The following is a 21,379-nucleotide window of genomic DNA, read 5'->3' on the forward strand; positions in this document are numbered from 1 at the left end:
CCTTGCTCAGCGAATACGGTCCGGCCCTCAGCCGTCCTCGCCCTCCGCAGGGAGTTCGGGGATCTCCACGTCGCCGTCGTCGTCCCCGAAGCCGTGGTTCAGGATCTTCGCCGCGTCGGTGAACCTGTCGCCGCTGTCCATCAGGGCGCCGACGAAGGTCTTGTCGCCGCGCGTGGCCGCGAAGACCAGGCACTTGCCCGCACGGGCCGTCGTGCCGGTCTTGATGCCGATGGCGCCGTCGTACGCGCCGAGGAGCTGGTTCGTGTTGGTCCAGGTGTACGTGCGTGTACGGCCGTTGGCCGCAGGCGCTTCGCCCTTGTACTTCTTCGTCTTGACGACCTTGCGGAAGGTGGCGTTCTCCATCGCGTGCCGGGCCAGCTTCGCCAGCTCGGCCGGGGTGCTGGTGTCCTTGCCGTGGCCGTCGAAGGTCTTGTACGTCGTCTCGCGCAGCCGCAGCTCCCGCGCCTTCGCGTTCATCTTCGCGACGAACGAGCGGATCCGCTCCGCACCGGTGGCCCCGGTGCCGAAGGTGTCGGCGAGCGCGTAGGCCGCGTCGGCGCCGGAGGGGAGCAGGGACGCGTAGAGCAGTTGGCGGACGGTGACCTCGTCGCCGGTCTGGAGGTCGGCGGTGCTGGCGTGGTGCTCGGTGACGTAGTCGCGGTACCGCTGGCGGACCTGCACCTTCTGTTCCAGGTCGACGCCCTCGGTGCCGAGGACCACGGAGGCCACCATGATCTTCGCCGTGCTGGCCATGGGACGCGGGGTGCCGGCGTCCTTCGCGTAGACCGAGTGGCCCTTCTCGTCCAGCAGCACGACGCCCTCGGCCTCGACCTCCGGAGCCGGGTTCCCGAACGGCATGGCGTGCGCGACCAGCGCGGACAGGGCGAGCACGGTGCCGCTGACGGCGGCGGTGACGGCGGTCCTCCGTCTGGTCAGGGAGCTGGCGTTCATGGCGTGGGTACTCCGCATCGGCGGGATCTGCGGGATCTGCGGTCGGGCCCAGGGAGGGGCGGTTGCGCTGTCCGCGACTCCGCTACGGCACGACCGCGTGACGGTGCGACGGCGCGACGGTGCGACGGCGCGACGGCGCGGCGGTGCGGAAGAGGCGGACACCGGAGTTCGATGGCGGGCCCCTCGGAAAAGTTCACGGCGCCGCCCGTGCGCGCCCACGCCCCGCCCCCGTGCGCGCCCACGCAAAAGGCCCCCACCGGCGAACCGGCGGGGGCCTCGGCGTCGTACCCCGGGTGCGGGACACGGACCGCCTCACAGGGACGAGGACCCCCGGCCGTCGCCGAAGGCGATGAGCTGCCGCCCCCGCACCCCGCCCCCCGCGAGCCGCCAGTGCGCCTCGCAGACCCGCTCGGGCGCGAGCACGGAGGCCGTACGGACGGTCAGCGTCCCCTCCGCTGCCAGCGCCGCCAGCTCGGCGAGCGCGTCGGTCTTGCCGGGGTAGGCGAGGACGTTCGCCTCGTGCTGGGTGATGCCGCGCTCCAGGGCGAGGCGGCCGGGGCGGCAGGTGACGATCTGGCCGCCGTCGCGGACGGCGCCGAGGATGGGGTCGCCGACCACGGCCGCGTCGACCACCGCGTCCACGCCCTCGGGCACGGCCCGGCGGTACCGGTCGGCGAGGTCGGCGGACTCGCCGTTGTCCGGCTGCACTTCGCGGGGCACGAGGATCTCCGCGCCGAGCTGCTTGAGCAACCGCTCGTCCTGCGCGGTGGCCTCGGCGGCGACCCGCAGCCCCCGGTGCACGGCGAGCTGGATCACGAAGCCGCCCAGCGCGCCCGCGCCGCCCGTCACGGCGAGCGTGGACCCGGCGGGCAGCCGCAGCAGGCCGAGCGCCTGGTGTGCGGTGAGGGAGTTCATGGGCAGCCCGGCCGCCGCGACGAGGTCCAGGCCGCGCGGCACGAGCGTGGTGTCCTCGGCGGCGACGACGACGTACTCGGCCTGTGCTCCCCCCTGCGGCCTGAACGGGTTGACGAACGCCATGACCTGGTCGCCGAGCGCGAACAGGGTGTCGGCGCCCGTCGCGTCGACGGTTCCGGAGACGTCCATCCCCGGCACGTACGGGGGGTCGAACTCCGCGACGTAGGGCGCCAGTTGTCCCGACCTGAGCATCAGGTCGGTCGGGTTGACGGCGGCGGCGGTGACGCGCACGCGCAGCTCGCCAGGCCCCGGGTCGGGGATGGCACGATCGACGACTTCGAGCACTTCGGGGTCGCCGAATTCCAGAATTCCGACTGCGCGCATGCCGAGGGGTCCTTCCTGTGCGGAGAAAGATGACTGGGGGAGCCAGTCGCGGGGGTGATGGTCGGCCGGGGTGGTGGGCAAAGGAGGCGCGGGGCGGGGCGGAACCGGGCTGCCATGGCCCGGCCCGCCCCGCCCCGCACCGGCCCGTGATCAGGCCGGGAGCCGCGGCACGGGCGCGGGCAACGGGGCGGACAAGGGAGCGGACAGCGGCGCTGACAACGGCGCTGACAACGGCGCTGACAGGGGCGCGGGCGCCGGCAACTGGCGCCAGCCCCGCCACCGCGCCCTTTCCCGCAGCTCGGCGTCGCCGCCCACGAGCACGCCGCGCCCCGTCAGCTCCAGCAGCGGCAGATCGGAGGAGTGGTCGCCGTACGACGTCGAGGCCGTCAGATCGACGCCCCGTGCCCGCGCCCAGGAGCGGGCCGCGTCCGCCTTGGCCCGGCCGATCATCGGGGTGTGGACCCGCCCCGAGTACCGTCCGCCGACGATCTCCGGCTCCGTGGCCAGCACCGCCTCCACGCGAAGGTGCCGGGCGAGCGGCGCGAGCGCCGCGGGAAAGGACCCCGATACGAGAACGACAGGCTCCCCCGCCGCCTGGTGCCCGCACAGGGCGGCGACGGCGGGCCCGTGCAGGAACCCGCCGTGCGCCAGTTCGCCGCTGAACCACTCGGCCGCCAGCTCCGCCACATAGGACGCGTCGAGCCCCGCGTAGCTGGCGAAGTACGCGCGGTTCGTCTCCGTGCGCGGCACGCCTCCCGACGTCATCGCGCGCAGCCGCTGCCGCTCGTGCCGGTACGCGTGCGCGGGACGGCCCTCGGCCGCGAACCGGTACTCGAGGAAGCGGAACAGGGTGGTGCCGGTGGTGAGGGTCCCGTCGACGTCGAAGAACGCCGCTCCGCGCGCCGACGGGCCCGCCGAAGGGCTCGGGCCCGGGGTCGGCTCAGCCATGGGGCCGTGCGCCCTTCCCGGCGAGCAGCGCCGCGGTACGGGTGACGTCGGCGGCGTCCAGGATCTCGTCGTCGGTGACCTCGACCCCGTACTCCTTCGTCAGGTGCACGGCGAGTTCCAGGAGCACGAGGGAGTCGAACTCCATGTCCTCGTACGGGGTCTCCGCCGTGGAGCCCTGGGGCGCCTCGAACTTGCCGCGTACCGTGGCCAGCACCTCCTCGGTCAGCTCCCGCGTGACGGCGTCGGTCCGGGCGACGTGGGTGGCGGTCTGGGCGTGGGTCTGGATGCTCATGGTGTCCTTCCTTGGTGTTCTGAGACGGGTTGCGGGGCCGACGGCAGGGGCCTTCAGGCCGGGACGATGTCCGGCCAGGTCAGCGCGGCGGAGCCCCAGGTCAGCCCGCCGCCGAAGGCGGTGAGCAGCAGCCGTTCGCCGGGCACGAGGCGGCCGTCGGCCGCGGCGTCGGCCAGGGCGAGCGGTATGGAGGCCGCCGACGTGTTGCCGACCTGGTCGAGGTTGACCACCGCGCGCTCGGCCGGGACGCCCAGTTGTTCCGCGACGGCCCGCAGGATGCGCGAGTTGGCCTGGTGCCCGACCAGGTGCCCGACGCTGTCGGTGCTCCAGCCGAGCCGGTCCAGCAGCGACTGCGACGACTCGGTCATGCGCTGGACCGCCGACAGGAACACCTTGCGGCCTTGCATGGTGAAGAACTCGTCACCGGGGGCCGGCGCCGTGCCCTGGGAGCGCTGGCGCGAGCCGCCCGCCGGGATGCAGATCAGGTCCTTCTGCTGGCCGTCGGAGCCGAGGTCGAAGCCCTGGAACGCGCCCGTCTGGCCCTCTTCCCCGGCCGTCAGCACGGCAGCGCCCGCGCCGTCCCCGAAGATCACGGAGGTGGTGCGGTCCTGCGGGTTGAGGATCGTCGAGTATGTCTCCGCGCCGATGACGAGCACGCTGCGCGCGCGTCCGGCCAGGATCGCGTTCGCCGCGGTGTCCAGTGCGTAGAGGAACCCGGAGCACACCGCGCTGATGTCGAAGGCGGCGGGCGCGCCGAGCCCGAGCCGGGCAGCGACGTCGGGCGCGGTGGCCGGGCAGGGGTGGTCGGGGGTGGTGGTGGCCAGGACGACCAGGTCGACGGCGCCCGGTTCCGGGACGAGCCCGGCGGACTTCAGCGCACGGTGACCGGCCTCCACGGCCAGGTCGCTGGTGGAGATGCCGGGGTCCGCCCAGCGACGGGTGCGGATACCGGTCCTGCTGGTGATCCACTCATCTGTGGTGTCAAAGCGGTCCGCGAGTTCTTCGTTGCTGACGCGGCGCGGCGGCAGGTAGGCACCGAGTCCGGTGAGTACCGCTGGCTGGGGCATGACGTCTCGCCTCCTGAGAAGAGCCGTGAAGAGAGCGAAGGGGGGCCGGGGGCCCGGAAAGCGGCCGGAGCGGCCGGGGAGAGGGCCGTCAGGCGGCGGGCAGCAGATGTGCGACGGAGCAGGTCAGCCGCAGGCCCGCGTATGCGCTGACCACGTCGGCGCTGCGCCAGGTGCCCTGCGCGCTCTCCAGCAGCGTCGGCTCGCTCAGGGCCACCTCGAACCGGCCCTTGCCGCCGCCTGCCGCGCCCGCGCCCTCACCCTCCGCTGCGGGGCCGATGACCGTACGGCGCATCCAGAGCGTGTTGCTGTCCGCCCTGGCCACACCGTCGAGCGAGTACAGCAGCACCTGGGCCAACTGGAGCGCGGAGACGAACAGATCGACCATGGTCGGCTCGCCCGTCTCGCCACCCGGCGAGAGCGCGAGGTCGGCGCGTGCCAGACAGGCGGACGTGTCGATCTCGACGTCGGTCAGGAACTGGCCGCGCTCCCGGTGCGGGACGCCGAACGGCGCGTCGTTCCACGCACCGGGAAGCTCCGCGGCTGAGCCGTAAGTGCCGTCGCCGGGCCAGGAGTTACGCACCGGACGGCCGGTTCCCACGGCCGCCTCGATCCGTACCGTCAGCAGACCGATCCGGCACTCCATCGTCACGATGCCGTCGTCGGACACGGTGCCGTCCTGCGCCGGAGCCGCGCTCTCCACCAGCCTGCCGGAGACCGCGAACGTGTCGAGGCCGTCCTCCTGCGGCTTGCGTCCGGCCTTGATGACGCACGAGCGGACCGCGAACGGCGTGCCGGGCCCGAGCCGCCCCGCGTGCGCGGCGTACAGGCCGGTCAACTGCGCGCCGAGCAGCATGACGTCGATGGTGGACAGGTGGGGGCGCTGGGTGGTCTCGCCCTTGCGGGACCAGGCGCCGGGTATCTCCAGACCGGCCGTGGCAGTGATCGTGCCGTCCTCGACGGCGATGTCGGTCAGCGCGTGGTGCACGCGCTTGAAGCCCTCCCCGAAGAAGCGCCCTTCGCGTGCTCCGAGGAAATCGTCGACAGTTCTCAGGGTGACAAGAGGTAGTGCGGTGGACATAGAGTTTCCTTCGTAGGCAGCGGTCACCCTTCGGGGTGCGGCTGTTGAACGACGGCGGCGATGCCCGGGACCCTCGGCAAAAGTGGACCGGGTGTCGCCGACGTCCGGCGCTTTCAGGCGCCCAGCATCAGGAGGCATGTGCCTCTCACGAGGTGCGCCCGGCCTGTACCGGCTCCGCAGCGCCCGGCGCGCCCGGCGCGGGCTCGGTCAGTGCGGGTTCGACGTGGTCGTCCGCTTCGGCCCCGGCGGCGGCCCGCTTGTTCAGGTTGAGCACCACCAGGAACGTCAGCGCGATGCCCACGGCGATCGCCCACGTCGCGGTGATGACGCCGTCCGTCAACTGGGCCGGGTCCTTCGTGCCGCCGCCGTTCACCGACTCGGCGATGGCGATCAGCACGGCCAGACCCACGGCGCCGCCGATCTGCTGGCCCGTTGTGGCGATGCCGGAGCCGATGCCCTGGTCCTCGCCGGCCACACCGGTCGTCGCGGCGGCGAACATGGTCGTGAAGACGATGCCCTGGCCGAGCGAGAGCAGGAAGAGCGACGGCGCGAGGACCGCGTAAGAGACGTCCTGCGTCAGCGTCAGCGCGAGCGCGACGGTGCCGACGACACCCATGGTGAGACCGATGAACAGGGTGTTGCGGACGCCGAACCTGGTGGCCCACTTGCCGCCGACGATCGTGCCGATCAGCACGCTGCCGGACGGGACGACGAACGCGAAGCCCGTGGTCCAGGCGCTGTACTCCTGCACGACCTGCCAGAACTGGGTGAGGAAGTAGGCCAGCGCACCGAAGGTGGCCATGAACAGGAAGGTGATACCGGCGCCCGTGGACAGGTTGCGGTTGCGGAAGAGCCGCAGCGGCACCATCGGGGCCTTCGACTTGCTCTCGATGAGCACGAACAGCAGCAGCATCACGACGGCCACGCCGAGCGCGCCCAGCACCTGGCCCGAGCCCCAGCCCGCCTCGGGACCCTGCACCAGGGCGAAGACGAACAGCGTGGAGGCGAGGGTGCCGGTGACGGCGCCCGGCAGGTCGAAGGCGCCGGAGGTCTCGGCGCGGTCGCCCGGCAGCAGCGACATCGCGGCGATCATGCCCGCGCCCGCCAGGATGACGTTGACGTAGAAGACCGAGGGCCAGCCGAACGCGTCGGTCAGCAGACCGCCGAGGATGGAACCGAGGACCATGCCGGAGCCGCCCGCGCCGCCCCACACGGACAGGGCGCGGTTGCGCTCCTTGCCCTCGGCGAACAGCGTGGTGACGAGGGAGAGCGTGGCGGGCGCCAGGAACGCGCCGCCGAGACCCTGCACCGCGCGGGCCGCCATCAGCAGCCATGGCTCCTGGGCGAGACCGCCCGCGAGCGAGGAGGCCGCGTAGAGGAACAGGCCGAAGATGAACATCCGCTTGCGGCCGAACAGGTCGGTCGCGCGCCCGCCCAGCAGCAGGAAGCCGCCGAAGGCGACCGCGTAGGCGGACACCACCCACTGGAGGTTCTGCGCGCTGAAGCCGAGGTGCTCGCCGATTTCGGGGAGGGAGACGAAGACGATGTTGTAGTCGATGGCGATGATCATCTGAGCGAAGGCGAGCAGCGCGAGCACTGCTCCCAGATGACGCGGCCTCGCGGTCACGTTGCTGGACACAACGATGTCCTTTCTTGGACAGGTTTCGTATGGGTGGGGAGGGGAGGGGCTCAGTAGCGCATCGCGTAGGCGATGCGGCGCGGGAGCGACTTCTGGCGCTGCGCCTCGTGGAAGCGGGCGTCGGCCTTCAGGTCCTCGATGTCGGCCTCGACGCGGCGCTGCGCCTCCGCGATGGCCTCCTCGATCGGGACGACCACGGGCAGGTCGAACATCTTCACGATCTTCTCGATGCGGTCCGGGATCGGGCCGCCGACGACGCGGTAGGGAATGTCCATCCGGTCCAGCGCTTCGATCAGCAGGTCGTCGGAGAGGCGCCGGAACTTCTCGGAGACGGGACGGTGGCCGTCGGGCTCCATGTCGAACTCGACGGGCAGGTGGACGTACGCGTCGTAGACGCGCTTGGCGCGGGCGCGGGTGATGTCGCCGAGGGTGTCGGTGTAGCGCTGGTAGAAGTGCTTCACGGGCAGGCCGACGACCTTCTTGATGCCCTTGAACCACCAGTCGGCGCCGGGGTTGATCCCGACGCGCATACGGGCCTCGAAATAGACCCACTCGTGGAAGACGCCGCCGTCGGAGATGAACGCGTCACCGCTGGACTCGTTGTGCACCCGCTCCTCGAAACGCCGCAGACCGAGCTTCACCAGCTCCATCGCGTTCAGCTCCATGACGGTCTTCCCCGGCACGAGGTCGACGAGCAGTTCGCGTGAGGTCTTGGCGTGGGTACGGGGAATTCCGGTCGCGATGGAAAGGGCCTCGGTGGTGGTCGACTTTCCCGTCGAATAGGTGCCGGAAATAGCGAGTTTGAGCTTGGGATTGTCCTTGAAACTGGGTACTTCGAGTGCGCTCACAGGAATGTCGCCTTCACAGGAGAAAAGCCCGGCGGGCTTGCGGGCTTGGTGGAATGGGTGATTACTCGGAGTCGGGCGCCGTGGTGAGGCGGACGGCTTCTTCGACGTCCATGACCGCTGTCTCCGCGAGTCCGAGGTGCTCGACGGCCTGCTTCAGGCGGTCGGCGAGGTCTCCGTTGACCGTGTGGACCGGCACGCCCGTCGCCGCCAGCGCGGGCAGCAGCAGGGCGTCGGAAAGGCGGCGGAAGTTCTCGTTGATGGGCCGGTTGTCCGGGGCGAGTTCGAATTCGACGGGTACGTGGACGAACGCGTCGTACGCGGTGCGGGCGTGGTGCTTCATCAGCAGGCCGATATCGTCGACCGCCGCTTCCAGCACCGCGGTCTTGGTGCTCCGGTGCCGGTCGTCCAGGGGGACGTCGGTCCCCGGGTAGGAACCGGCCACCAGCCTCAGCTTCGCGTACGTCCACTCGTGCACGACGGAGCCGTCGGAGACGAACCCTTCCGGATGTGCTGCCTCGCCGAGCAGCCGCTCGGCGTAGCGGTTCACGGTCAACTGCATGAGCTGGCCGTCGGTCCAGTTGTGGACGCTGTGCCCCTCGCCGCCGATCGGCTCCCGCATCGGGGAGCCGTGGGTACGCGGCAGGCCGGTCAGATGGGAGAGCGCCGTGGAGAGAGTGGTCTTCCCCGACCCGTAGGCGCCGACTACTGCTATTCGCTTGCTCACGGATCCAGATTCACACTGAAACCAAGTACGTACCAGATGTCATTAATGGTATTGCCAGGAACAACAGGAACGCACTTCTGGAGTTGACAATTCCGTGACTCGTGATGCGGAACGGTGCGTTGCGGAACGGAGAAGTCAACTCCAGAAGCCGATTTCAGCTCGCGGTGCCGCCCACGCCGTTGAGGCGGTTGCGCAGCGCCTCGGTGTGCGGGAAGACGGCCCGGTTCTCCACGCTCCAGCGGATCGAGTCGAGACCGCGCTCGGCCGACCCGTTGAAGCGCGGGGCCACCTCGCTCGCCAGCAGCTCGAAGCTCCGCTTGACCTTGTCGAACGAGGCCCAGTTGACGACGTAGGTGAGGAACGTGCCGAACCCGCCGGTCGTCTCCTGGAGCCGCTGGATCGCCTCGACGGCGTCCTCGACCGAACCGATGATCGCCCGCCCCTGCTCGACGGTCGTCTCCAGCTCCCGCGACTCCGGCACCCCTTCGAGGCCCGCCGCGACATCCGCGCCGACCGACTCGCCCCAGTACCCGTGCAGCCACTTGCCGAAGCCCGCGCGCGCGTCGCGGTACGCCTCCTCGCGGGTCTCCGCGATGTGCAGCGGCACGGCGATGCGCCAGTTGCGACGGTCCACGGTCTGCCCGTGCTCCTCGGCCGACTCCTCCGCGTACCGCCACTGCTGCGCGAGGTCGGTCGACGGCCAGCCGGGGGGCGCCGCGCCGAAGGAGAGCAGGCCGATCCCGTACTTGCCCGCGATCTGCGGGCTGTTGGGCGTGCCGACGCTGGAGATCGCCATCTCGATGCCGGGCCTGCTGTAGCGCGGCAACTGCATCTTGGCGTCCTGGAGTGTGTACCAGTCCGTCTTCTCGGAGATCCGCTCCTCGCCGTTGACCAGCTCCAGGATCGTCGGCACCGCCTCGCGGGCCATGCGCTTCAGCTCGCCCGCGTCGAGACCGAGCATGTGCGCGTCGTTGGGCGTGGCGCCGGGGCCTACGCCCAGGATGTAGCGGCCACGGGTGAGGTGGTCCAGCATGATCGCCCTGGTGGCGACGTGGAACGGGTGGTGGAACGGCAGCGTCACGACGCCGTTGGCGAGCTTGATCTGACGGGTGCGCTCGGCGGCGGCGGCGATCAGGGTCTCGGGGGCGCCGATCGTCGGCCAGGACAGCGAGTGGTGCTCGCCGAACCAGCACTCGTCGAAGTTCAGCTCGTCGAGGTGCTCCACGAGCTGGAGGTCGCGCCGGATGGTCAGATGCGGGTCCTGGCCGGGGGCGTGGAGAGGGGAGAGAAAGGCTCCGAAGCCGGTGTGCATGGGGACTCCTCAGATGGTTCGGATAGGTGGAAAACAGGGGTTTTCGGGCATGGCAGGGCAGGGTGAGCCCTTGCATGAGCCATGCGTGAGTGGTGTGGCGTAGGGAGGAAGGGCGAGTGGACGGGGGAGGGGGTCAGGCTTGGGTGCCGGTGCGGGCCGCCGTCCCGATGCGGTCCAGGAGGCGGTGGTGCGCGGCGGCGTGCGCGAAGTCCGGTACGTGGTGGGTGCCTTCGGCGAGGTCGGCGCGCAACTGGACGTACGCGTTGGCGACGACACCGGCGGGCCCCTCCAGGCCCGGCGCCAGCTCATAGCTCTCCGGCACCGGGAGCGGACGGGGCTCCGCCTCCTCGCCGCGGCTGCCGCGCAGCTCGACCTGCCCGAACTGGAGGTGTCCGGAGCCACCCGTCACCACGAGGTCGCCCTCGGTGCCGTTGATCTCCCACAGGAAGTTCGTGCCGCGCGACGAGCCGCCCCGGTAGTGCAGCGATGCCACAGCGCCGCCCGCCAGCCGCCCCGTCACGGCGATCTGGTCCTCGGCCGTCATGGGCAGCGTCGCACCGGTCTCGGCGACCCGGACCTCGGTGCGGCGGGTGGCGGTGGTCGCGGTGAGCGAGTCGAAGCCGGAGAGCACCATGGTCAGCGCGTCGAGGGTGTGACCGAAGGGGACGGTGAGCATGGTGGCGCCGTTGGCGCGGTCGGCCACATAGGCGGACCGCTCCTGGACGGCCGGGCCCCAGCCCCCGCCCGAGCCGACGAGCGTGGTGGACAGCACCTCGCCCACATAGCCGTCCGCGACGAGGTCCCGCAGATAGCGGACGACGGGCGCGGAGCGCGCCTGGAGGCCGACGGCCGTCCGGGTGCCCGACTCGGCGGCCAGCGCCGCCAGTTCCTCCGCCTCCGCGAGACCGTTGCCGAGCGGCCACTCGCTCAGCACGGTCTTGCCGGCGCGGAGCAGCGGAAGGATCAGCTCCCGGTGGCGGGGCACCCGCACGGTGACGACCACGACGTCGACGTCGTCCCGCGCCGTGAGTTCACCGGCGTCCGTCCCGGCCGCCGACTCGGGCAGCCCGAACGCGGCGGCGGCCTTGCGTGCCGACTCCGGTGTGGACGCCGTCAGCGCGCGCAGCTCGTAGCCTCCGGCGGCGGAGAGCGCGGGCAGATGCCCCCGCGCGCCCCAGCCGCCGTCCGCGCTGAGTCCGACGATCCCCACACCGAGCGGGGCAGCGTTGTGCGCCACGAATCTTCCTTTCGAACGAGATGAGCGAGATGAGCGAGACGAGCGAGACGAGCGAGACGAGTGGGCGGTCATGCGCCGCATGGTGATCAGAGCTGGGCGTAGCGCCCGTAGAGACCGCGGAAGAAGACAAGGGGGGAGTCCTCTTCGGAGGCGTCCAGATCGTGTACGCGGGCGAGTACGACGGTGTGGTCCCCGGCCGTGATCTCCTCCTCGACGGAGCATTCGATCCAGCCGATGGAGCCGTCGAGCACGGGAGCGCCGCCCGGCGACGGCGTCCACGGCACGCCGCTGAACTTCTCCGCGCCGCTCGTCGCGAAGCGCGTGCTGAGCATGCGCTGGCCCTCGCCGAGGATGTTGACGCAGAAGCGGTCGGCCGACCGTACGTCGGGCCAGCTCGTGCTGGTCCTGGCCACGCAGAACAGGATGAGCGGCGGTTCCAGGGAGACCGAGGTGAACGAGTTGACCGCGAGCCCGACCGGGGCGCCGTCACTCGCGCGCCGCGCTGTCACGGCCACCACTCCGGTGGTGAACCGTCCGGCGATGGACCGGAAGCGGCGGGCGGCGACCGGGGTGGCCGCGGACGCCGGGGTGGCCGTCGGGGTCGCCGCGGATGCCGGGGCCGCCGGAGCCGCCTCGGAAGTCTGGGACGTCGGGGAGGTAACCGTCGAGGACATGTCTCCAGACTCGGGGCGGCCCGCACCCCCTGCCAGTGCGCAGACAACATATTGGTCGCGCCAACAGACGCACCGCGAAATCGCCCCGGAACACGGGAATAGGCCCGGGAACCGTCCGTGGAACGGCAGCGCCCCGGCCGCTGACGTACGGCGGCCGGGGCACGGGAACGTGACGTCTCAGACGGCGAGCGGCTCCCAGCGCGGACGCGAACCGTCGGCGCCCGTGGCCTCGGCCCCCGTGGCCTCGGGACCCGCGTCGGAAAGGGTCAGCCGCCCGAAGACCGCACCGGCGAAGTGCCCCGCGTACCCGATCGTGCCCGGCCTGGAAAGCTCCGCGACGATCCGTTCGCGGCTGCGCACCGCCTGCGCGGGGTGGACGTCGGAGAACGCGTTCCACGACAGGTCGGCGAGCTGGAGAGGGGAGTGGAGCACGTCCCCGACGACAACGGCACGCGCGCTCCCCAGGCCCCCTTCCGCCTCGCCGATCACGTACGAGAGGTGCCCCGGCGTGTGCCCCGGGGTGGCGAGCACCCGCACCCCTGGGAAGATCTCCTCGCCGTCCGACGCCGCGACGGCGTGCCCCGCGACCGCTCGCGGCTCCGCGCGCCACTCCTCGGCCGACGCGACGAACCGCGCGTGGGCGAGACCGGGATCGGTGGCCCAGCCGACGTGATCGTCGTGCAGATGCGTGAAGGCCACACAGCTCACCGACGCGAAGGTGTGCCCCACGGCGGCCAGGCTGGCCGGAAGCGCGCCGCCCTCGATCCGGCCGAGGGGCGGGATGGTGCGGTCGGCGGGGATACGGGCCGGGCCGAAGCCGGTGTCGATCAGCATCGCCTCGTCCCCGTACTCCACCAGCAGGGCGCCCACCGAGCCGATGAGGCAGCCGTCGGCGTCGAGGTGGTTTCCCTTGTCGGCCCAGAAGGCGTCGGGCGAAGCGGGATACCAGGTGTGCGGGTGCAACTGCACATAACCGTCGGGCAGATACGTCAGCCGGTGTGCTCCGGCCGTGACGCCGGACGGCCTCATGGATGCCAGGCTGCCGACGTTCCCGGGTCCGGTACCGGTACCGGTACCGGTACCGGACCCTGCCCCGGTTCCGAGCCCGCTCATCGTGTCTCGCCGAGCGGATCGACGGCGTTCATGCCCTGCGACAGCGAGACGTGTGAGAGCCGCCGGAGCGCCGCCTCCGTGCCGGTGCCCGGCGTGGGCAGGAAGACGGTCATCCGCATGGCGATGCGACGGGTGAAGTCCAGCGTGGCGCGGGTGAAGTGGAGTTCACCGACGTCGCGGTGGCGCAGGACCTCAGGGCCGCAGGAGTCCTCCACGACCTCGTGCCGGTCCCACAGCTCGGCGAAGTACGGGCTGTCCGCCATGAGTTCGGCCGCCAGGGCCGGGATCGCGGGCTCGTCGAGATGGTGCGCGGCGTGGCTGCGGAACCGGGCGACGAGCGTCGGCGCGGTCTCCTTCCAGCTCGGGAACGCCGCGCGCATGTGCGGGCTGGTGAAGAACTCGCGCAGCACGTTGTAGGGACGGCCCTCGGCGTCCTGCTGCGCCGAGTCGATGCCGAGGAGCGCCTGCGCCGCCGCGTTCGCGACCACGATGTTCCACGCGTGGTCGGCGATGTAGGCGGGGTTGGGCCACCAGTTGTCCACGAACGGGCGCATCGCCTCGGCCTCTGGCTGCGCGACCTGCGGATGCGGAACGGCCTGGACGCCCGCCAGTTGACGCATGTACAGGCGCTGGTTCTCGCTGAGCTGGAGCACGCGGGCGATGGAGTCCAGCACCTCCCCCGAGACGTTCTCGGCCCGGCCCTGTTCGATCCACGTGTACCAGGAGACGCCGACCCCGGCGAGCAGGGCGACTTCCTCCCTGCGCAGCCCCGGAGTGCGGCGCTTGCCCGCGTCGGGAAGCCCGACCTGGCTGGGAGCGACCTCGGCCCGGCGCGTCATCAAGAATCGGCCCAGATCGACCAACTGCGGAGACACAGCCCTGCGGGCTGAAGCAGTGTTCCCCATATCGGTTCGAGTCCCTTCTGTTCATCGCGGAGCAGAGGGGTGGTCAGGTTTCGTGCAGCTCCCCCGTGCCGCCGTACCTCTCAAACAAACATACTCGTCTGTTTATTGCGGTATGGCTACGTGATTTTGAACAGCAGGGTCCAGATCGGACATCGGGCGCCGTCGGCGGACGGGCGGGGTACCGGCCCAACTGTGGCTCCTGTCAGGGCATTTCATCCCGACGAGTTCCTCCGGATGCCCGCCGCGCGGCCCTCGGAACCCCTACCCTCCGCCCCAACAATTTCTTGGTCCGCATCATGAACAGAAACCGCCTGACTGGTATGTGAAGTATCGGCTCCGCATGTGTACGGCTCGGGCCGAGTCGGGGCGGATGGGGTGACGGCTCAAGTCGGCGCCGTCGCGGATCACTTGGCGGTGACGCGCTCGATCCAGTCGCGGTGCGCGGTCAGGTCGGTGTAGATGCCGGGCCCCGTGGCGCACTTCGGGTCGGCGTCGCCGTCGCGGCTGGTCGCCCCGATCAGCTCCCAGTGCCCGGGGCGGCCCTTGATCTGCGGCCCGCCCGAGTCGACCATGCACGCCTGCGCGTTCTCGGTGGGGCTGTCGGTGCACAGCTCGTTGGCCGCGTTGTAGTTCTCGCTGCACAGGGCGTCCGGAACGAGCTTGGTGTCCAGCTCCTGCAACTTCCTCGGCAGGTCCGGGCACTCGCTGCCGTCCTCGCAGGTCATCCCCCAGCCGAGTATCCGCGTCTTGGTGCCCGTCGGCCCGGGTTCGGCGGCCAGCTCGACGGGCTTCGCGTCCACGGGATGGTCCAGCTTCATGACGGCGACGTCGTCGCGGAACGGCTCGTAGGAGAAGTCCGGGTGCGCGACGACCTTGGTGACCTTCGCCTTTGCGCCCTTCGTGCGGTCCTGGTCGCCGACGCGCACGGAGAGCTGCTCGGGCTTGACGTTCACCGAGCAGTGCCCGGCGGTCACGATCCAGTCCGGCTTGATCAGGGAGGCCCCGCAGTAGTGCTTGCCGTCCTTCTGCACGCTCACCATGAACGGGTACTCCGAGGTGGCGTCGTGTCCCCCGATGATCGCCGATGCCGACGGTGCCAGCGCCACGGTGAGCGCGACAGCGCCCGCCCCCGCCACCGCGCACAGCGCCGCCTTGCCGCGCTTGATCATCCGACCTCCTGTGTCTCGTCGTCGTCCAGCCGTCTTCCGACGCCGTCGATCCTGACCCGCGCGGCACTCCCGGCACATCATCCTCAGCGCTCGGGCGCACTTACCCGAAAGTGGTACAGGGGGCCGATACCGTGTGCGGGCGATGTTGCCCGTGCGCGGATGAGGTGGTGGCGTGTGTGACCGTCAAGGTGGTCCTGCTCGACGACGAGGAACTGGTGCGCAAGGGCATCCGGCTGATCCTCGACGCCGACCCGGACATCGAGGTGGTCGCCGAGGGCGCTGACGGCACGGTGGCGGTGGACCTGGTGACCGGCCACCGCCCGGACGTCGTGCTCACCGACATCCAGATGCCCCGCGTCGACGGCCTGGAGGTCACCCGCCGGCTCACCGCACTCCCCGACCCGCCCGCCGTCGCGGTGCTCACCACCTTCGACGCCGACGAGTACGTCTACGCCGCGCTCCAGCACGGCGCGGCGGGCTTCCTGCTCAAGGACACCCCGGCGCGCGAACTGGCCGACGCGGTACGGGTCCTCGCACGCGGCGAGGCGATGCTCTCACCGCGCATCACGACGAAGCTGCTGTCCGCCTTCGCCACGGGCGCGACCGCTCCGCGCGCGCGACCGCGGATGGCGGAGCTGACGGCCCGCGAACGCGAGGTCGCCGTGGCGGTGGCGCAGGGCCGCAGCAACTCCGAGATCGCCACCGGCCTGCTGATGAGCCAGTCCACGGTCAAGGTCCACCTCAGCCGCATCATGACGAAGCTCGACGCCGCCAACCGCACCCAGGTCGCACTGATCACCCACGACGCGGGCCTGACGGCCTGACCGCCCAGCTCACGGGCCCGGGCTCAGGACCCCGGCCGAGGTGGCGCTGGGCGGAGCGAGTGCGACCAGGGCTGCGGTCATCGCCTGCCTATTTGCCGCTCTCCGGGCCGTACCACTGGAGAGCCTGGCCGGTGACTGCCGCGATGCACTCGAAGTCGTGATCGCGATGGAGCAGGGTGAGCCCTTGCAGTTCGGCCGTCGCGGCGACGACGAGGTCCACCGCACCCGCACTGCGGTGCTTTCCCCGTTTGGTGAGAGCTTCCTGGACCTGCCAGGCGCGGTCATAGGAGCGGTCGTCGACGGGAACCCAACCGAAGATCAACCGCATGTCTTCGATGCCGCGTGCCCTGTCGGCAGCCGACCGGGCGCTGTAGAAGAACTCAAGCTCGGTGACCGGGCAGGTGGCGATGAGCCCGGCGGCTGCCGCTTGGTCCCAGCCGTACTGTTCCGCGTCCTCGCGCATGAATCGAGCGAGCGCGCTGGTGTCGATCAGGAACTGGGCCGCGTTCACCGGCGGTAGTTCCCCTTGTTCTCGAACAGTTCCAGGTCGAATGCGCCGTCCCCGGCCGTGGCGCGCAGCCGGGCGAGAGCCAGGGCACGACGCCGACTCTCCAGCACCTCGCGAAGAGCGGTGTTCACTGTCTCCTTCTTGGTTCCCGTCCCGAGAGCTTTCGCCACGTCCGCGACCAGGTCGTCGTCCAGGTCGATAACCGTCCGACTCATGAGCACCTCCCTGATATCAAATGTGGAGTTAAGTATACCTCGTGAGATGTCAGGTGCTTCGCGTATTCGGCGACGAACAGGCGCGGGGGGCGTCGTCGAGGAAGTCGCGGATGCGGCCGGCGACGGCCTGCGGCTGTTCGCGCATCGGGACGTGGTCGGCGTCCTTGACGAGTTCGAAGCGCGCGGCGGGGATGGCGGCGGCGTAGGCGCGGCCGAAGTCGGGCGTGACGACCACGTCCTGCTCCCCCCACAGGACCAGGGTGGGCACCTCGAGGCGTCCGAGCCGGGTCGCGAGGCGGGGGTCGTGCATGCTCTCGCCGGCGTACGCCCTCAGGGCTGCCATGGAGGCGGGGGCGGGGCCCTGGCGGGGTGTGCCGCTGCCGGCCGGCGGCCGGGGCTGCGGGGCACCCGGTGGGCGGCCCGGTCCGGGGGTGCGGATCCGGTGGCCGTCGATCTTCGGGCCGATGGCGTCGATGAGGATGAGCTTGCTGATGAGCCGGCCGCGGTCGCGGACCGCCATCTCCGAGGCCACCCAGCCGCCCATGGAGGTGCCGATGACGGTCACGTCCTTGTGGCCGCGGCTGTCCAGGAGGTCGAGGTAGCACTCGACGAGGGAGTCGATGCCGGCGAACCAGTCCGGGCGGGGGGTGTCCGACCAGCCGGGGTGGGTGGGAACGATGACGTGGTGGCGGTCGGCGAGACGTCGCGCCAGGTCGGTGACGCCTCCCGGGCCGGTGCCGCCGTGCAGCAGGAGGACCGGGGTGCCGGCGGTGCCGGTGGTCCGGGTGTCGAACTCTTCGATCAGTACGGTCACTTCCGGGTACGGCGCGTACGTCCAGGTGTGCGGATCCACGGTTGAGCCTTTCTGCGGGAGCCCCGTGGCGGCGGTGGACCGGCGGCGGTGGGCTGGCGGCGGTGGACCGGCGGCGGTGGACGCCATTCGGCACGGAGCGGAACGGGACGGTCAGCGGTTCCGCGGGCGCCGCCGGGAACCGCGTGCGGTCCAGGCGGAGGCGGCCACGTCGAAGCGGAGCGTGTTGCCGGACGGGTCCTGCACCGTGAGGTCGTTCCCGGTGTGCTCGTACGGATGGCCGGCGGCCCGGAGGCGCTCGGCCAGGGCGTCGACGGCTTCCGGGGTGCCCAGCGAGAGCCGGACACCGAGCAGCCGGGCGGTGCCGGGGCCGGCCGGCCGGCCGCCATCGGGGCTGAACCGGTTGGTGACGACGAGGAGATTGCGGTGGTCGGCCACGCCGAAACCGAGGAAGCGGTCTCCCAGTCGGGCGTAGATCTCCATGCCCAGCACGTCGTTGTAGAACTGCCGGGTCGCCGTCAAGGCGGTGTCGGTCACCTTGAGCTGGACGTGTCCCATCTCCGTCCCCACCGGCAGACGCGCCGACGGTGGCGCGGCGGGCTCGTCCCGCAGGTCCGCCAGGCCGATCGGCTCGGCGACGACGACGGGCAGGCCGTCGGTCCACTGCCACTCTTCGCGGGGAGTGATCCAGGTGGCCTCGATGGTGTGGCCGTCGGGGTCGGTCACGTAGCAGGACCGGGAGACGACGTGGTCGTGGAGGTCGACGGCCAATCCGGCGTCCAGGTGACGCTGGGCGAAGTGCGCCACATCCACCTTGGCGGGCACCGCGGGAGCGAAGTGGCTCAGGCCAGGGCTGGACGGCGGCGGCAGCACGGCGCCGGGGGCCTCGCGAAGGTCGGCCAGCACGGTGTCCCCCGCACCGAGCCGCGCGCGGTGAGGCTCACGGGCGAGCACTTCGAAGCCGGCGATCCCGGTGTAGTAGCGCAGGCTGCGTGCCAAGTCGGCGACCGTCAGCTCGACTGCGCCGAGGGTGAAGCTCTGATCCATGGTGCTGGGCACGGTGTGACTCCCTCCACTGCCGTGGGCCGCGACAGGTGGTGATGTGTGAACGGGAGAGCCGTCCATGGGGCGGCTCCGCAAGCGTGACGGTGGGCGGGTCAGGCGGTTGCGGCGGCCTCGGCGTCACGGACCTGGGCGAGCGCCTCGGTCCAGGCCGGCAGCCGGCCGAGCAGCCGCGTCAGGGCGGGGCCCTGGTGCTCGCCGGGGTGAAGGACGCTCCGAAACCGGCGAAGCCGGGCCTGGCGGGCGTTGGCGTGAACCCTTCGCCGGGCGGGGGTTACTGGCCGCCGGGGCCGGTGGTGAAGAACGCCATCAGCCGCTCCAGGCCCCGCGGGCCGAACATCGACTCCAGGTTCTCGGCGGAGTCGGCGGCCGAGGTCTCGCTGCGCGGGAAGAGGGCTGCCTCGTAGGCGGCCAGGGCGGCCTCGGTGTCCCCGGGGTGGGCGGCGATGGCCGAGGCGAGTCCGGCGCCGTCGAACATGGCCAGGTTGGCGCCCTCACCGGCGAAGGGCGACATCAGGTGCGCGGCGTCGCCCAGCAGGGTCACGCCCGGCACCCGGTCCCAGCGGTGGCCGACGGGCAGGGCGTGGATGCGGCGCGGGGTGATGGTGTCCGCGTCGCAGACCAGGCGGCGCAGGCCCTCGTCCCAGCCGTCGAAGTGGGCGAGCACGGCGGTCTTGGCCGTCTCCTTGTCGGTGAAGTCGATGGTGTCCAGCCAGTCTTCGTCCGCCTTGAGGGCGGCGTAGACGTGCAGGCTGCCGTCGGTCTCCCGGTGGGCGAGGAAGCCGCGTTCGTCGCCGAGGCTGATGAAGAACCCGCCGCCGATGACGGCGGCGCTGCGCGGGTGACGGGTGTCCGCCTCCCACAGGTCGGTCTCCACGAACGAGATCCCGGTGTAGGCGGGCTTGGCGTCGGAGACCAGCGGCCGGATGCGCGACCAGGCGCCGTCGGCACCGATCAGCAGGTCGGTGGTGATGGTGGAGCCGTCGGCGAAGGTCACCTCGTGGCGGCCGTCGCCGAGTGCGCGGGCGCCGGTGACCTTGCGGCCCCAGCGGACGGTGCTGTCCGGCAGCGAGTCGAGCAGCAAGTCGCGCAGGTCGCCGCGGTCCACCTCGGCGCGGCCGCCCGTGCCGTCGTCCTCCTCGGAGATGTGGACGGTGCCGTCCTTGCCGAGCAGGCGCATGGCCTCCCCGCCCTCGTGGATGATCTTGCGGAACCCGTCGGACAGGCCGGCGGCGTGCAGGGCCTGCTGGCCGTTCTCCTCGTGGATGTCGAGCATGCCGCCCTGCGCGCGGGCCTCGGGGGAGCCCTCCAGCTCGAAGACGGCCGACTCGATGCCGTTGACGTGCAGGACACGGGCGGCCGTGAGGCCACCGAGGCCGCCGCCGATGATCGCGATGGGGTGGTGCGTGCTCATCCGGGAACTCCAAGGGGGTGAGAGAGCGTGACGCCGCGGGCGAACCGTTATCGGCGCTCACAGATCCACCGTAACGAACATGTTCGCTACGAACAAGTTCGGCCGAGGTCGCGTCGCACCTTTCACGACCGAGCGGAGCCCTCACCCACCGCCGCAGGGCTGCGAGCGCGGCCGGGCGGCTAGCCTCCGGCACCCGGGACGGGCGTGTGGATGATGCCGTTGATCACGACGTCGAAGCCCCAGGCCAGCCTGCCGCTCTCCGTCCCGGACAGCAGGACCGGAAGGTGTGCCTTGATCATGGGGTGGACGGCCTCGTCCACTCCGTGCGCGGCCCGGGCGAGAGCGTCCCAGTCGTCCTGGCTCATGGGGTCGCGCTCCTGCGTGCCGTGCTCGGCCGCGGTGGCCGTCGCGTACTGAAGGAGATTGTCGACACCCCAGGCGACCTGCGCCTGAGGGGCGCCGCTGCGGGAAAGCAGGAGCAACAGGCGCTCGACCAGGTTGAGGTAGTTCTCACCGCTCGGACGGGCCACCAGCGCGGAGCGGGCCAACTGCGGGTGCTCGAAGAGCAGATACGCATAGGACGTCAGGACCGCGACGAGCTGGTCGCGCCAGTCGGCCCCGGGCTCGTCGGCGGGCAGCTCCACCTCGCCCAGGAGGGCGTCCAGGACTGCGGCGTGCAGCTCGGCGGTGTTGGCCACGTAGACGTAGAGCGAGGCCGGACCGGTGTCCAGCTCCTGGGCCAGGCGCCGCATGGTGACCTTCTCCAGTCCCTCGGACCGCATGACCCGCACGGCCACGTCGACGATTCCGCGCCGGGTCAGGGCGGGCTTCGCGGGTCGTTCACGCCGGCTGATCGGTTCTCGCTGCGCAGTCATACCCCGATCGTAACGAACATGTTCGTCACCGAGCCGGAAAGCCCGGCGAGCGGCTCCACCACCGCTTCCAGATCCGGGGAGGCGGGGGCGAACTCGGCATGCTCGCCCTCCTCGACGGCGTCAAAGCCGAGCAGTGTCCACCCGGCCGCCACCACGCGCCACAGCACGCGCGGGCAGGAGTCGGGCAGATAGGTGTCGACCTGGTACTCCCGGTCGAGCTCATCGGCCTCGTCGTGGCCGTGCGGCATCCCCTTCACGAAGACGGCGCGGGTGCCGGTGGAGAGCACGGCGGCCACCGCCCAGGGCGTCGACGGCGGTGTACGCGCTGTCCTCCGGGTGCCGGGCGACGGCCTCACGCACTGCACCGGGCAGTTGAGCCCAGGGGATGCGGTCCATGACGCCGACTACTTGGGT

General features: G+C 71.1%; 23 protein-coding genes. 1 reads left to right on the forward strand and 22 read right to left on the reverse strand.

Annotation, left to right across the window (positions count from 1 at the left end; genetic code table 11):
* Nucleotides 1-27 precede the first annotated feature (27 nt).
* From ACWGJ2_RS15245 to ACWGJ2_RS15315, 15 genes are all read right to left on the reverse strand, one after another.
* Nucleotides 28-951, reverse strand: a complete 924-nt coding sequence (locus tag ACWGJ2_RS15245; protein ID WP_453346553.1) for a D-alanyl-D-alanine carboxypeptidase family protein — start codon at nt 949-951, stop codon at nt 28-30.
* A 312-nt stretch (nt 952-1,263) separates the two neighbouring features.
* Nucleotides 1,264-2,250: an NADP-dependent oxidoreductase gene (locus ACWGJ2_RS15250; RefSeq protein WP_453346554.1), complete on the reverse strand. Its 987-nt coding sequence runs from the start codon at nt 2,248-2,250 to the stop codon at nt 1,264-1,266.
* A 150-nt stretch (nt 2,251-2,400) separates the two neighbouring features.
* Nucleotides 2,401-3,198, reverse strand: coding sequence for an HAD family hydrolase (locus ACWGJ2_RS15255; protein WP_453346555.1), 798 nt, complete (start codon nt 3,196-3,198; stop codon nt 2,401-2,403).
* Entirely contained in the window at nt 3,191-3,490 is a 300-nt protein-coding gene (locus ACWGJ2_RS15260; protein WP_453346556.1) for an acyl carrier protein, read from the reverse strand. The genes ACWGJ2_RS15255 and ACWGJ2_RS15260 overlap by 8 nt, the downstream gene beginning before the upstream one ends.
* Before the next feature lie 53 nt (nt 3,491-3,543).
* Nucleotides 3,544-4,557, reverse strand: a complete 1,014-nt coding sequence (locus tag ACWGJ2_RS15265; protein WP_453346557.1) for a beta-ketoacyl-ACP synthase III — start codon at nt 4,555-4,557, stop codon at nt 3,544-3,546.
* Nucleotides 4,558-4,645: 88 nt separating this feature from the next.
* Entirely contained in the window at nt 4,646-5,635 is a 990-nt protein-coding gene (locus ACWGJ2_RS15270) for an AvrD family protein (RefSeq protein WP_453346558.1), read from the reverse strand.
* Nucleotides 5,636-5,780: 145 nt separating this feature from the next.
* Nucleotides 5,781-7,274, reverse strand: coding sequence for an MFS transporter (locus ACWGJ2_RS15275; protein WP_453346559.1), 1,494 nt, complete (start codon nt 7,272-7,274; stop codon nt 5,781-5,783).
* Between the two features lie 50 nt (nt 7,275-7,324).
* Nucleotides 7,325-8,122, reverse strand: coding sequence for an ATP/GTP-binding protein (locus tag ACWGJ2_RS15280; protein ID WP_453346560.1), 798 nt, complete (start codon nt 8,120-8,122; stop codon nt 7,325-7,327).
* A gap of 61 nt (nt 8,123-8,183) precedes the next feature.
* Entirely contained in the window at nt 8,184-8,846 is a 663-nt protein-coding gene (locus tag ACWGJ2_RS15285) for an AAA family ATPase (protein ID WP_453346561.1), read from the reverse strand.
* Nucleotides 8,847-9,000: 154 nt separating this feature from the next.
* The gene (locus tag ACWGJ2_RS15290; RefSeq protein ID WP_453346562.1) at nt 9,001-10,158 is read right to left on the reverse strand and encodes an LLM class flavin-dependent oxidoreductase; all 1,158 of its coding nucleotides are present in this window, start codon (nt 10,156-10,158) and stop codon (nt 9,001-9,003) included.
* 133 nt (nt 10,159-10,291) lie between these two features.
* Nucleotides 10,292-11,395, reverse strand: a complete 1,104-nt coding sequence (locus ACWGJ2_RS15295) for a Gfo/Idh/MocA family protein (protein ID WP_453346563.1) — start codon at nt 11,393-11,395, stop codon at nt 10,292-10,294.
* Nucleotides 11,396-11,481: 86 nt separating this feature from the next.
* Nucleotides 11,482-12,069, reverse strand: a complete 588-nt coding sequence (locus ACWGJ2_RS15300; protein WP_453346564.1) for a flavin reductase family protein — start codon at nt 12,067-12,069, stop codon at nt 11,482-11,484.
* A 177-nt stretch (nt 12,070-12,246) separates the two neighbouring features.
* Nucleotides 12,247-13,098, reverse strand: a complete 852-nt coding sequence (locus ACWGJ2_RS15305; RefSeq protein ID WP_453346565.1) for an MBL fold metallo-hydrolase — start codon at nt 13,096-13,098, stop codon at nt 12,247-12,249.
* A gap of 80 nt (nt 13,099-13,178) precedes the next feature.
* A complete protein-coding gene (locus ACWGJ2_RS15310) occupies nt 13,179-14,087 on the reverse strand; it encodes a helix-turn-helix transcriptional regulator (RefSeq protein WP_453346566.1) in 909 nt (302 codons plus the stop codon).
* A 404-nt stretch (nt 14,088-14,491) separates the two neighbouring features.
* On the reverse strand, nt 14,492-15,256 hold the full coding sequence (locus ACWGJ2_RS15315) for a S1 family peptidase (RefSeq protein ID WP_453346567.1): 765 nt from the start codon (nt 15,254-15,256) through the stop codon (nt 14,492-14,494).
* A gap of 176 nt (nt 15,257-15,432) precedes the next feature.
* Here ACWGJ2_RS15315 and ACWGJ2_RS15320 point away from each other — a divergent pair, with 176 nt between their 5' ends.
* Nucleotides 15,433-16,080 carry a response regulator transcription factor gene (locus tag ACWGJ2_RS15320; protein WP_453346568.1) on the forward strand — a complete coding sequence of 216 codons (648 nt, stop codon included), beginning with the start codon at nt 15,433-15,435 and terminating at the stop codon, nt 16,078-16,080.
* A gap of 88 nt (nt 16,081-16,168) precedes the next feature.
* On the opposite strand, the gene ACWGJ2_RS15325 is transcribed toward ACWGJ2_RS15320, so the two are convergent.
* From ACWGJ2_RS15325 to ACWGJ2_RS15355, 7 genes are all read right to left on the reverse strand, one after another.
* On the reverse strand, nt 16,169-16,591 hold the full coding sequence (locus ACWGJ2_RS15325; RefSeq protein WP_453346569.1) for a PIN domain-containing protein: 423 nt from the start codon (nt 16,589-16,591) through the stop codon (nt 16,169-16,171).
* Complete coding sequence (locus ACWGJ2_RS15330; protein ID WP_453346570.1) at nt 16,588-16,803, reverse strand: type II toxin-antitoxin system VapB family antitoxin; 216 nt, start codon at nt 16,801-16,803, stop codon at nt 16,588-16,590. The genes ACWGJ2_RS15325 and ACWGJ2_RS15330 overlap by 4 nt, the downstream gene beginning before the upstream one ends.
* A gap of 49 nt (nt 16,804-16,852) precedes the next feature.
* The gene (locus ACWGJ2_RS15335) at nt 16,853-17,656 is read right to left on the reverse strand and encodes an alpha/beta fold hydrolase (RefSeq protein WP_453346571.1); all 804 of its coding nucleotides are present in this window, start codon (nt 17,654-17,656) and stop codon (nt 16,853-16,855) included.
* 111 nt (nt 17,657-17,767) lie between these two features.
* Nucleotides 17,768-18,673, reverse strand: a complete 906-nt coding sequence (locus ACWGJ2_RS15340; protein WP_453346572.1) for a VOC family protein — start codon at nt 18,671-18,673, stop codon at nt 17,768-17,770.
* Nucleotides 18,674-18,950: 277 nt separating this feature from the next.
* Nucleotides 18,951-20,090 (reverse strand): FAD-dependent oxidoreductase, encoded by a 1,140-nt coding sequence (locus ACWGJ2_RS15345; protein ID WP_453346573.1) that lies wholly within the window; start codon nt 20,088-20,090, stop codon nt 18,951-18,953.
* 179 nt (nt 20,091-20,269) lie between these two features.
* Nucleotides 20,270-20,965, reverse strand: a complete 696-nt coding sequence (locus ACWGJ2_RS15350; protein ID WP_453346574.1) for a TetR/AcrR family transcriptional regulator — start codon at nt 20,963-20,965, stop codon at nt 20,270-20,272.
* Nucleotides 20,962-21,261, reverse strand: coding sequence for a hypothetical protein (locus ACWGJ2_RS15355; RefSeq protein ID WP_453346575.1), 300 nt, complete (start codon nt 21,259-21,261; stop codon nt 20,962-20,964). Before ACWGJ2_RS15355 ends, ACWGJ2_RS15350 begins: the two co-directional genes overlap by 4 nt.
* Between the last annotated feature and the right edge of the window lie 118 nt (nt 21,262-21,379).

The organism is Streptomyces sp. NPDC054796 (genome assembly GCF_053611545.1).